General features: G+C 41.1%; 11 protein-coding genes and 1 tRNA gene. 4 read left to right on the top strand and 8 right to left on the bottom strand.

The window, feature by feature from the left end:
• Nucleotide 1: 1 nt before the first annotated feature.
• Nucleotides 2–667 carry an acyltransferase gene (locus tag E2R65_RS15990; RefSeq protein WP_134337498.1) on the bottom strand — a complete coding sequence of 222 codons (666 nt, stop codon included), beginning with the start codon at nucleotides 665–667 and terminating at the stop codon, nucleotides 2–4.
• 352 nt (nucleotides 668–1,019) lie between these two features.
• Between E2R65_RS15990 and E2R65_RS15985 the strand changes: the two genes are divergently transcribed.
• The 3 genes from E2R65_RS15985 to E2R65_RS15975 all read left to right on the top strand — a co-directional run bounded on the left by E2R65_RS15985 (nucleotide 1,020) and on the right by E2R65_RS15975 (nucleotide 4,517).
• A complete protein-coding gene (locus E2R65_RS15985; RefSeq protein WP_134337497.1) occupies nucleotides 1,020–2,177 on the top strand; it encodes a DUF1972 domain-containing protein in 1,158 nt (385 codons plus the stop codon).
• On the top strand, nucleotides 2,178–2,978 hold the full coding sequence (locus E2R65_RS15980; RefSeq protein WP_134337496.1) for a polysaccharide biosynthesis/export family protein: 801 nt from the start codon (nucleotides 2,178–2,180) through the stop codon (nucleotides 2,976–2,978).
• Nucleotides 2,979–3,131: 153 nt separating this feature from the next.
• Complete coding sequence (locus tag E2R65_RS15975; RefSeq protein WP_134337495.1) at nucleotides 3,132–4,517, top strand: undecaprenyl-phosphate glucose phosphotransferase; 1,386 nt, start codon at nucleotides 3,132–3,134, stop codon at nucleotides 4,515–4,517.
• Nucleotides 4,518–4,587: 70 nt separating this feature from the next.
• On the opposite strand, the gene E2R65_RS15970 is transcribed toward E2R65_RS15975, so the two are convergent.
• From E2R65_RS15970 to E2R65_RS15945, 6 genes are all read right to left on the bottom strand, one after another.
• Nucleotides 4,588–4,675: transfer RNA gene (locus tag E2R65_RS15970), tRNA-Ser, on the bottom strand.
• 87 nt (nucleotides 4,676–4,762) lie between these two features.
• Nucleotides 4,763–5,743 (bottom strand): YihY/virulence factor BrkB family protein, encoded by a 981-nt coding sequence (locus E2R65_RS15965; protein ID WP_134337494.1) that lies wholly within the window; start codon nucleotides 5,741–5,743, stop codon nucleotides 4,763–4,765.
• Between the two features lie 11 nt (nucleotides 5,744–5,754).
• A complete protein-coding gene (locus E2R65_RS15960) occupies nucleotides 5,755–6,162 on the bottom strand; it encodes an acyl-CoA thioesterase (protein WP_134337493.1) in 408 nt (135 codons plus the stop codon).
• Nucleotides 6,162–7,181 carry an endolytic transglycosylase MltG gene (gene mltG, locus E2R65_RS15955; protein WP_134337492.1) on the bottom strand — a complete coding sequence of 340 codons (1,020 nt, stop codon included), beginning with the start codon at nucleotides 7,179–7,181 and terminating at the stop codon, nucleotides 6,162–6,164. Before mltG ends, E2R65_RS15960 begins: the two co-directional genes overlap by 1 nt.
• 21 nt (nucleotides 7,182–7,202) lie before the next feature.
• Nucleotides 7,203–7,511, bottom strand: coding sequence for a rhodanese-like domain-containing protein (locus E2R65_RS15950; RefSeq protein WP_134337491.1), 309 nt, complete (start codon nucleotides 7,509–7,511; stop codon nucleotides 7,203–7,205).
• Nucleotides 7,495–8,289 (bottom strand): PASTA domain-containing protein, encoded by a 795-nt coding sequence (locus E2R65_RS15945; RefSeq protein WP_134337490.1) that lies wholly within the window; start codon nucleotides 8,287–8,289, stop codon nucleotides 7,495–7,497. Before E2R65_RS15945 ends, E2R65_RS15950 begins: the two co-directional genes overlap by 17 nt.
• Before the next feature lie 337 nt (nucleotides 8,290–8,626).
• On the opposite strand from E2R65_RS15945, the gene E2R65_RS15940 reads away from it, so the two are divergent.
• Nucleotides 8,627–10,999, top strand: coding sequence for an ABC transporter permease (locus E2R65_RS15940; protein WP_134337489.1), 2,373 nt, complete (start codon nucleotides 8,627–8,629; stop codon nucleotides 10,997–10,999).
• 86 nt (nucleotides 11,000–11,085) lie between these two features.
• Here E2R65_RS15940 and E2R65_RS15935 read toward each other — a convergent pair whose 3' ends face one another.
• Complete coding sequence (locus E2R65_RS15935) at nucleotides 11,086–11,979, bottom strand: helix-turn-helix domain-containing protein (RefSeq protein WP_134337488.1); 894 nt, start codon at nucleotides 11,977–11,979, stop codon at nucleotides 11,086–11,088.
• Nucleotides 11,980–12,016 lie beyond the last annotated feature (37 nt).

Below are 12,016 nucleotides of genomic sequence, written 5' to 3'. Positions count from 1 at the left end.
ATCAGTATTTCCAGGTAATATTGTTTTTAAGCACCTGGATAGGATTGCCGCCAAAGATGCTTTTTTCGCCCACCAGTTTTTTAGTTACCAGCGAGCCTGCAGCAACGATACTTCCGTTGGGGATAATAGCGCCTTTTAAAACGGTACACCTGCAGCCTACCCACACATTGTCGCCAATAATAACTTCTTTGGGGTAATTGAATTTTTGGCCGCTTTCATCAAAAATGTGATGAAAATCGGTATCCATTACCAGGCTCTCCCAGGATATGCCGCTATTATTGCCAATAGTTATACTTTTTTCGGCAACGATGGCGCATTCGGTGCTCATGTTAAAATCTGCTCCAAAAGAAAGCCGGGCGTTTTCCCCTACATTTAGTTTGCAGCCATGCATAATAAAGGCCCGTCCGTTAAAAACAACATCGCCATAAACTTCCCAAACGGCGCGCGATCGTTTAAAATCAGATATGCCAATTTTACCATAGCCGATCTGCACCAGTGCGGTTGTAACAGGGCCGTTTATAGTTACACGCCCTTTTAACCGGTGTAAAAAAACATTATTAGATATTAAAACCGGCAACTTAATCGCCGTTTTAAAAGGGAAATATTTAAAGTTGAAAATAATGGTTTTAAAATTCACCCTCCGGAGAAGTTTTAACGCTTTGCTCATATATAAGGTATGTGTATAAATATAACCATTGTAAGCCAAAATTATCGTGAAATATCATTGCAACGCGGTAATACTTGAGATTTGAACCAGGACGGCAATAAAAGCATAACCTGTTTTAAGATCAAACCCCTGATGCTGTAATATCGAAAAATGAACTGTTCATTTTCATTCACAAAACCGTTCCTTTTGTTCTCTTTGTTCACTGCTGTTCAGTCTGTTCAATACCACTCAAAACCTTTCATCAGGGCCATCTTATGCCTAATTTACATGTATTATAAAAGGCTGGTATTAAAAAGCTTAAACAGCCATTTGCCGGGTAAGCAATGTTTAAAATCACTTAATTCTTATCATCATGCGAATAGCCATTATCGGGACCAGGGGAATTCCAAATCACTACGGCGGCTTTGAGCAGTGCGCCGAATATTTAGCAGTAGGGTTAGTTAAAAAAGGGCATCAGGTATTGGTTTATAATTCGCACACACACCCTTATCAGGATATTAACTGGCGCGGGGTAGAGATCTGCCATCAGTTTGACCCTGAAGATAAAATTGGTGCGGCAGGCCAATTTATATATGATTTAAATTGTATCCGCGATTTAAGGAACAGGCATGTGGATGTTGTGCTTCAGTTGGGTTATTGCAGCAGCTCGGTATGGGGATGGCTGATGCCCAAAAATGCGGTTGTTACTACAAATATGGATGGATTGGAGTGGAAACGCACTAAATATTCTAAACTGGTGCAGCAGTTTTTAAGATTTGCAGAGCGCCTTGCCGTTAAACATAGTGACCACCTGATAGCAGATTCGCCCGAGATAAAACGATATCTGGAAATTAAGTATAATAAACCTGCTAATTATATCCCATACGGGGCAGAGGTTTTTAAAAATCCCCGCCCCCAGATGCTTGATAGTTATCAGTTGGAGGCCTATCAATATGATATGCTGATTGCCCGGATGGAACCCGAAAATAGTATAGAAATGATATTGGATGGGGTTGTTAAAGCCGCTTTGAACCGCCCGTTCTTAGTGATAGGCTGCGCCGAAAATGCCTTTACTGCTTATCTGAAAAATAAGTTTCAAAACAACAGCCAGATAAGGTTTTATAAAGGCATTTATAATATGGATGAACTGAGTAACTTAAGATATTATGCCAACCTGTACTTTCATGGGCATACTGTTGGCGGCACAAACCCATCCCTGCTGGAAGCCATGGCATGCAACACGTTAATATGTTCGCATCAAAATAAATTCAATTCGGCCGTGCTGGGCGATGACGCCCTTTACTTTTCATCAACAGATGATGTAACGCACCACTTACTTAACGCAAACAAAAGCAGTGGCAGGTATGATCAGTTTTTTTTAAACAATTATACCAAGATCAAAGAAATTTACACGGTTGATAACATTGTAAATGCCTACGCCTGCCACTTTGAGGCCATCGTTCGCCAAAGGCAGCAGTCTCAAAGTTTCCGTTTAACCAAACCTCAGGTATCACTTCAAAAAATTGTATAAATGATTAGAAGAGCCATCCTTAGCATAAATAGAGTTTTATTGGGTTTAAGTATCCTGTCGGCATTATTCTGCGCCTGCTCCTATAAACAGAACCAGGTTTTATTTGAGGGAAATACTGTTAAGAACGATAGCTTATCCGGCAGAGTTAACACAGTGGATTATAAAATTCAGCCACAGGACATTTTACAGGTACGTAACCTACAGAATATGAAATACATTGTAGATGATGCGGCAGGCAGCGGCAGTACAGCCCAAGCCACAGCGGCAGAAACGGCTGCAGGGCAGGGCTATCAGGTTCAACGGAATGGTACAGTTGCCCTGCCTATGTTGGGGAGAGTATCCGTAGGCGGCTTAACCCGTGAAGAGGCTGCTGCAAAAATTGAAACCCTTTATCGTAAAAGCATTATCAAAGATCCTATTATAGAAGTAAAGCTTATAAACCTTAAAGTAACCGTTTTTGGGGAAGTGCGCTCACCGGGTAATTATCAGTTAGTGAACGACCGCACTTCGCTGGTAGAAATATTGGGCCAGGCCGGCGGGCTAACCGATAAAGCTAATGAACAACAAATAAAAATAGTGCGCGGTAGCAACACAGGCCCGCAAACTTATGTAATAAACCTAAGGGAGGTGTCATCATTAACCAATCCGGTTACTGTGTTGCAAAATCATGATATTATATACGTGGGTCAAAACAAGCGGGCCATACGGAATGATAAGCTGCAGAATATAACAACCTTAATGCAACCGGCACTGCTGCTTATGAATACGGCCCTTATTATATATACTCTATCAAACAAATAAGTAAATAAGGGCACCGGATGGTAAAAAGTATTGATAAATAAGCGCGACTTATCAGGTTTAAAACAGGCTATACAGGCAATAAACTTAACCTGCTTATGCTGTATGTGCCATCATCGGATCTGTAGATTGAATACATAAAAGTGAATAGCATTTATGGAAACACGTTACTTTTACCTATTACGTTTAACCATTGCCCTTGGCGATCTGGTGCTGCTTAATGTTGCTTTTTTTGTAAGTATTATGCTATCCGGCAAGTACGTGATGAATTTTGATCAGGATGTTTACCGGCATAACGTTATTATGTGTAATGTAATTTGGTTAGTATCAGCCTCTGTTTTTGGCTTGTATTCAGAAAACACACTGCATAAATTAGAGTCGGTTTATAAGGCAACCTGGCGAAGTACAGTATCTCATGCTTTTTTAATGCTTGCCTATTTGTTTTTCAGCAACTCTCTTAACTATCCAAAGTATTTATTTATCTGTTTTTATGGCCTGCTTATCTTTGGTTTTTTAGCCAGCCGGTTTATAGGCACTGCATTCCGTGCCGTTCTGCATAAAAATTTTCATCTGCGTAAAGCTGTGGCTGTTTTAGGAATGAACAGCGGGGGGATAAAGCTTGCAGCGTATTTAGAACAGCAAAGCAGCTTGAATTTTGTAGGTTTTTTAAAAGACGGTTATTCCAGTGTGAATGAAGCCGGGGAACTGATTGCCGTGACACCGGCCCAGCAGATCAGATCTGCGGTTGAATCCGGCGCGGACGAGGTTTTTGTATGCATGGATACGGATAAGATGGGCGAGATGACAGAATTAATAAAAGAGGGCGAAAAGCAATGTGTACGCTTAAAATTTGTACCCAACTTTACAGAGCTGGAAGGTAACATGAAGTTTGATAAACGAGGCAATTTCCTGGTATTGTATGCCCGGAATGAACCCCTGGAAACCATTGAAAATCGTTTTAAGAAACGGTTGTTTGATATAATTGTTAGTTTAGGTGTCATCGTATTTATTTTTAGCTGGCTTTACCCAATACTTGCCCTTATTATAAAGATCCAAAGCCCCGGGCCGGTTATTTTTAAACAACAGCGGTCGGGCAGAGATAATAAAACTTTTTGGTGTTATAAGTTTCGCAGCATGTACCAAACTAACCAAAACCAGCAAGAACAGGCAAGGGTAAATGATGCACGTGTTACGCCTATTGGCAAATTTATGCGCAAAACAAGTATAGATGAATTACCGCAATTTTTTAATGTTTTGCTTGGCTACATGAGCATTATTGGGCCACGGCCGCACATGCTGTCGCACACGCAGCAGTACAGCAAAATAATTGATAAGTACATGGTGCGCCAGTTTCTAAAACCTGGCATAAGCGGATGGGCCCAGATCAATGGTTACCGGGGCGAAACTAAAAACAATTTGCTGATGCAAAAAAGGGTGGAGCACGATATTTGGTACATGGAAAACTGGTCGTTAATGCTTGATGTAAAAATTATGTTCCTCACCATCATCAATATCTTTAAAGGCGAAGAGAACGCCTATTGAATTTTTCACGGATAGAAAATTATGCATAAAAAAAGCCTTTAGATACATTATCTAAAGGCTTTTAGCATTTTGGCGGAGAGCTAGGGATTCGAACCCCAGGACCTGTTACAGTCAACAGTTTTCAAGACTGCCGCAATCGACCACTCTGCCAGCTCTCCGGGGACAAAAGTACAAATCCGGGGCGAATTGCCAAACTTGATATTAACTTTTTTTTAATTAATTATAACCAATTGGTAATCATTGGTTTATTTGATGAAACTATCTGTTTTTTTGCTTCGGAAAGTGTTGTAGCGTGGTTTTTCTATCCTTATTGTACGCTTGGAAAGGTCAACACTGGCGTTTAATTCAAACCCGATGAGTAAGATCATCGAATTCAGGTACAGGTATATCATCACCACTATTAATGTACCGATAGCACCATAAACTGTATTGTATGACGAGAAATTATTAGTGTAGTAGGTAAAGCCGATAGATGTTAAAATAGCCAGTGAGGTAGCCAGGATAGAGCCGGGATTGATAAATTTCCATTTACGCTTGTTTGAGGGCCCGTAGCGATACAGGATGCAAATGCTGATAAAGAAGATCACCAGGATAACCAACCAGCGTGAGAAGGCTATCAGCCAGAACCAGAACCTGGCATCGCTGTTAAATGTGTGTTGTATATATCGTATAACCGATTGCCCCGCTATCATAATTACAATGGCTATCATCAGGGCGATACTTATCATCACGGTTAGTAATAAGGCGATGAGCCGCCTTTTTAACCAGGTACGCGTTTCCAGTATCAATGATGATTTATTAAACGCCTGCATTAAATTACTTACACCGTTGGTTGCAAAGTACAAAGCCGTTAAAAACCCTATAGATAGTAACTTGCCGTTTTGATGCTTAATAATATCTACAATGGTGCTTTTAAAGGCTATATAAGCGTTTGTAGGCATTATCAGCGCAAAAAGGATCAGCAGGTTATCCTGAAAGTTTTTGATGGGGATATAGGCTATCAGCGTAAATAAAAAAATTATAGCCGGGAACAGCGCCAGCATAAAATTGTATGCCAAAGCAGCCGCGCGGTTTGCCAGCGACGTTTTTTGGATCTCCATGATAAAAAATACAACAACGGTGTACAGTGGCAGCGGCCTGAAACCCGGGATGTAAACCGTTTTAGCCCAGTCGGTAAGGTATTGATAAAACTTAAAGTGCAGTAAAAATTTATGAGCCCATTTCATTCAGGCTAAAATTACTCAAAAAAAGGCTTTAGTTTTTCAATAAATTCAGTTGGGGGCAAGCAGGGGCGGTTGGTTTTCATGTTGATGAAGGCCAGCAGCGTTTCACCAATATGGATCAGGTCTTCACGCTCGTTAAATAATTCGTACCTGAAATGGATCTTTACGCCCGGCATCTTATCCATGATAACGTTAATGGTGATCTCCTCGTCGTAACGGGCGGGTTTAAGGTATTTACATTTCAATTCCAGCACGGGCATCATAATGCCGGATGCCTCCATGCCGGCGTAAGTGAGGCCCAGGCTGCGCAGCATCTCTACACGGCCCACCTCAAAAAATTCGGCGTAATTGCCATAGTACATGTAGCCCATCTGGTCGGTTTCGCCGTAGCGCACCCTAAGCTTGGTAGCGTTTTGAAACATTAGCGCTTAATATTCCTGTCGTTAAGGGCCTGTTGAAATGCCCTGGCATTAACTTTATGATCTGTTTCATTAGTGGCGAAAGCATGGTTGCCGCTAAAATCTGCCTTGGCGCACATGTATAAATAATCGGTTTTTTTATAATCCAATACCGAATTTATCGCATTAACCGATGGCATCATGATAGGGCCCGGCGGCAAACCTTTGTACATGTAAGTATTGTACGGCGAATTAGTAATTAAGTCGCGATTGAGCACGCGTTTAATGGTAAAATCATTTACTGCAAAGATCACGGTAGGGTCGGACTGTAACTTCATGCCTTTGTTAAGGCGGTTAAGGTAAAGGCCGGCAATGATAGGCATTTCATCGTCATGCAAAGCCTCGGCATCTACAATAGATGCTAAAACAGATACCTCCTGCGGCGTAAGTTTAAGGTCGGCAGCTTTTTGTTTACGCTCCGGCGTCCAGAATTTCTCATAATTGGCATACATCTTTTTAAAGAATTTCTCGGGCGATGTATTCCAGTAAAGCTGATACGAGTTGGGGATAAAAACGGTATAGATATTATCTGTATTAAAGCCGTATTGTTCAGCAAATTTAGCAGAATCCAGCAGGCGCAGTATCGAAACAGAATCAGGCTCTATCCTTTTAGACACAAAGCCGGCAAACTGCTCTTTTAACCGGATGTTATGAAAGGCGAGTGTTACCGGTTCCTGGTTACCGGCTTTTAGCATATTAATAAAGGTACGGTTACTCATGCCGCTTTTAAGGCGGTATTTACCGGGTTTAACCCTTAAAAACTTCATGCTATGTGCCGATTGTAAAAACGAAGTGGTATCTTTTACAATGCCCTGTTGCTGAATGGTCTTAAAAACATCATCCAGGTTTGAGCCGGTTTTGATGTACAGATATTCCTGCTTATCGGTTACGTTTGGCCCAAAAAAGCGCAGATAATAAAAGATGCCGGTGCCTGCCAATGATAATACAATGATGACCACCAGCGCTATCCAAAATTTTTTCATATATATACTACGGAAGATATTTTACTTGTTGTTTAATTTTTGCAGGCTTTTAAGGCCGCCTTTTAGGTTTACAATATGCGCGAAACCATTTTCGGTTAAAATGGCCTGCGCAGTTTCGCTCCTGATACCTGCACTGCAAATAACGATTATCTCATCTGTTTTGTTGCAGTTAATGCTGTTGATGTGCTGTTTAAGTTTACCCACAGGTATATTTTGCCCGCCAATGTTAAAAGTATGATATTCTATCACCTCCCTAACATCCAGCAGGTTCAGGCTTTCACCGCTTTGCAGGCGCTGCTGTAAGGTGGCGGCATCAATTTGCAGGGACATCGCTTGCCTTGCCTTGTGATACCGTTAAATTAATGCGTGTGCCAATGCTGGTTTTACTTAACGAATCGCTGCGCATGGGCGATTGTGAAACCACTATTACGTTGGTAGAATCGGTTATGCTGCCTTCGTAGGTAATGGTGCCGATGGTTAATTTAGCACCACGGATGGCAAATTTAGCTGCATCCAGGTCAAGGTTCAGCAATTCGGGGATATCTACTTCGCTTGCGCCTTCGCCGTTACCCAGTACCAGGTCAAGTTTAGATCCTTTAGGGATCTTGGTACCCGGTTTGATGACCTGGCCGCCAAAGCGAACCTCCAGCACGCGGTCGCGGGCTATGTCAGACACATAGGTGGTATCGCCAACTTTTAAACCATAGTTAGATAGCAGCGCAACAGCTTCGCGGTAAATGCTTTGTTCGGTTATCAGATCGGGCAGGGACACATTAGGTGCCAGTTGGGTAACCATAGTAAGGTATATGGTGCGGTTCTCTTTAACGTTTGTACCGGCGTCGGGGTCCTGCTCCACAATGGTGCCGGGGGCCTGGTCGGGCACGTAAACCGAATCTATTTTAAAGTTAAACCCTTGCTCTTTCAGCAGTTGCATAGCTTTGTCTACATTAAGGCCTTTAAGTTTTGGAACAGGGATGCCCTGCCCGTGGCGTGTGTATGAACCAAGGCTGAAAAAAGCGATCAGAACGATGCCAATAGTGGTGGCTACAATCAATAATATCGTGTTTCTGAATTGCCTGGTTTTTAAATAAGCCCAAAAATTACTCATGTTTTTCTATAGGAAAATTAACACCAAACATAGTGATTTGATTTCGAATGCAGAATTTTGAATTTGTACTACTTAGGGGTAATCAAATTCAAAACCGCCAAAGATTGCGTTTCTATGTGGCTGGATTATAACAAAGGTGCAGGCTTCGCGTCTTAGTAATAACACCGGTATTTGCGTATTTAACAGCATTATTACAAAAACGAACGCCTGATGTAACGTTTCCGAACGTTGAATATAAAATTAATTATATAAGTTACTGTTATACAAATAATTATATTATTGGCACAGATTTTAAACAAACTATTTAGATTTAACCGTCCGTTTAAAATTTAAAGCCATGTTTAAAACATACTTAAAGCTTGCCTACCGTAATATCACTAAGGATAAAGCCTACGCTATCATCAATATAACCGGCCTGGCTATTGGCCTGGCATCAAGCATACTGATATTGCTTTGGGTACAGAATGAATTGAGTTACGACAAGTTTCATAAAAACGCCGGTCAAATTTATCGCATAAGTAATAATCTTGATGGCTCTAAAACAACAGGGAGCCCTGCCGGCTTACCAGCTGCGATACGTATGCAAATGCCGGCAATAAAAAGTACGGTTCGTTTGCTTTCGGGTTACCCTTCTGTACTGTTAGAATCCGGTAACAATAAATTCGAAGAAAAGCGTGCTTTTTATGCCGACCCTGCGTTTATGGATGTGTTTTCTTACACGCTGTTAAAAGGTGATAAGGCTACGGCTTTGAAACAGACTGATGGGGTGTTAATAACCCAAGCCACGGCTCTAAAGTATTTTGGCAATCAGGATCCTATGGGTAAGGTTATGCGTAAGGATAACAAAGATAACGTTGTAGTGACAGGCGTTTTAGCCGATGTGCCTGCTAACTCAGATCTGCAATTCGATTTAATTTTTCCGTTGGCTGCTTTGGCAAAAACCAATAACGATTTGCTGCGGAGCAATATATGGGGTAATTTTAGTTTTTACACTTATGTGCTCCTCAATAAAAGCTTTAATGCTTCTCCTGCAAATTTAACCGGCTTAGAAAAGCAAATAGATCAGATCTTTCATCAGAATAACCCCGAAATGAAGGCATCATTCCAATTGCAGCCTTTAACCAAAATACACCTGGCACCGGCAATGCTGGGCGAATTACCAGGCCACGGCAATGCGCAATATGTAAGCGTGTTTTTTATTGTGGCAATTTTAATACTGATTGTAGCCTGTATCAATTTTATGAACCTGGCTACAGCACGGTCGGCGCGCAGGGCAAAAGAGATTGGGCTGCGCAAAACTGCAGGCGCTTTGCGCGGGCAGCTAATTATTCAGTTTTTAACCGAATCTATATTTATTTCCTTCCTGTCATTATTATTTGCTGTTGGGGTAGTTTATTTGTTTTTGCCGGCATTTAATGAATTGGCCAACCGAAAGCTTAGTATAAACATTGGCGATATAAGGTTATGGTTCAGCTTATTTGGTATCGCTCTTTTTACGGGGCTTGTTTCGGGCAGTTACCCTGCGTTTTTCTTGTCGGGCTTTAATCCGGTTAAAGTGCTAAAAGGCAATGTGAAATCAATGGGCGGTAATTTATTATTTCGCAATACATTGGTTGTAATTCAGTTTATGGTTTCCATTATACTACTGGTGGGTACAGTGGTGATATATGATCAGCTTAAGTTTATTAAAGAGCGTAACCCGGGGTTTGAGAAAGCTAATTTGCTTTATGTGCCCATGACAGGTGAGATGTGGAATAAGCAGCAGGCTTTAAAGGATGAATTAGGGCAAAACCCATTAACAAACAATTTTGCCGTTATTACAGATTTGCCAACTAATTTGGGTGGATGGACAACAGATGCCCGTTGGGACGGCCAGGATTTGCATAAACAAACTGCCATACCCATTATGGGGGTTAATGAAGATTTTATCCGCACATTCGGAATTCAAATAATTGCCGGCCGTAGTTTTTCAAATGCTTTTAAAACCGATTCTGCCGGTTACATGATCAATGAGAAAATGGCCCTGATGATGGGTTTAAATGCTAAAACGGCTTTAGGTAAATCGTTAACGATGTGGGGCAGCAAGGGTACCATTGTTGGGGTGGTGAAAGATTTTAATTTTAAGCCCGTTCAGCAAAGCATAGAGCCATTGATTATGCCGTTTAATAAAATAGGAGGTTATGTAGTGGTAAAAACATTGCCCGGCAAAACTAATGCTACCATACAAGCTTTAACAAAAATAAGCAAGGGCCTTAACCCGGCTTATCCGTTTAAGTATGATTTTCTGGACCAGGAATTATCTAACCTGTATAAAGGCGAACAGCAGATGGGTAACATATTTAACCTTTTTGCTGCACTGGGTGTTTTTATATCCTGCCTGGGTTTATACGGCCTGTCGGCTTTTATGGCCGAGCAACGCACTAAGGAGATAGGTGTGCGTAAAGTATTAGGCGCATCTGTGCTAAACTTGGTTTATTTATTATCATCCGGCATTACCCGGTTAATACTCATCGCTATTGTGATAGCCATTCCGATATCCTGGTATGCGGTAAACAGCTGGCTTGCTGATTTTGCCTATCATATCAATGTTAGCTGGCTGGTATTTTTTACAGCCTCTGTTGCTGCCCTTGGTATAGCCTGGTTAACTGTAAGCTACGAATCTGTAAAAGCGGCAGTCGTTAACCCAATAAAAAGTTTAAGAACGGAGTGATAGTTGTATGGAACCGTAGAGGCGCGATACTTCGCGTCTCTTGCGGGATATTACAATGTAGAGGCGCAATACTTCCCATCTTCAATCTAATTCATAGACCGGTACTCTAAAGGGGAATAACCAACCTTTTGTTTAAATAACCGTGCAAAATGCTGTGGGTATTTAAAGCCGAGTTCATAAGCTATCTGGCTTACGTTCTTATCCAGGTTAAATATTCGTTCTTTGGCAACGTCAATCAATTTAAACTGAATATATTCAGAAGCCGATTTACCGGTTTCTTTTTTAACCAGATCGCCAAAGTAATTTGCAGAAAGGTTTAATTCTTCAGCACAGTAGGCAACCGTGGGTAATCCTATGGTTTGAGATTTTTCCGACTCAAAATATTCATTTAGCAGGTTTTCAAACCTTTCGATAACACCTTGGTAAACATGGTTACGGGTAATAAATTGCCTGTCGTAAAAACGGGTGCAGTAGTCTAAAAACAGTTCGATATTTGATATGATAATACGTTTGCTATGTTTATCTATACCGCGTTCCAGTTCATAATCAATTTTTGTAAAACAATCCAATACAATGCTTCGCTCCCTTTCAGATAAATGAAGCGCTTCTTTTGATTGGTAGCCAAAAAAAGTGTACTCTTTAATAAACCTGCCCAGCGAAGTGCCGTGTATCAGATCGGGATGAAACATCAATCCGTAACCTTTTGGCTGATAAATTTCTTTACTGTTGGCGCCTGCTATTTGCCCCGGGGCAACAAACACTAAAGTGCCCTCCTGATAATCATAAGTGTTTTTTCCATAGATCAGGTCTCCGCATTTAACTTCTTTTAAAAAGATAGCATAAAACCCAAAGTTTGCCATAAAATATTGCCTTGGATTTGCCTTAGAGAAATCAACTACGGTAACTAACGGGTGCTTAGTTTCGGTGTTGTTAAATATATTATACTCACCAATGGTATCAAACCGCAGCAGATTATTCATAACAGTTTTATTTATTTCGAAATTAAATAATTAAGTC

Source organism: Mucilaginibacter phyllosphaerae (genome assembly GCF_004378255.1).
In the GTDB taxonomy this organism is placed as follows: Bacteria; Bacteroidota; Bacteroidia; order Sphingobacteriales; family Sphingobacteriaceae; genus Mucilaginibacter; species Mucilaginibacter phyllosphaerae.
The sequence above is the reverse complement of the archived record's forward strand: the minus strand, read 5'-3'. Positions and strand labels throughout refer to the sequence as shown.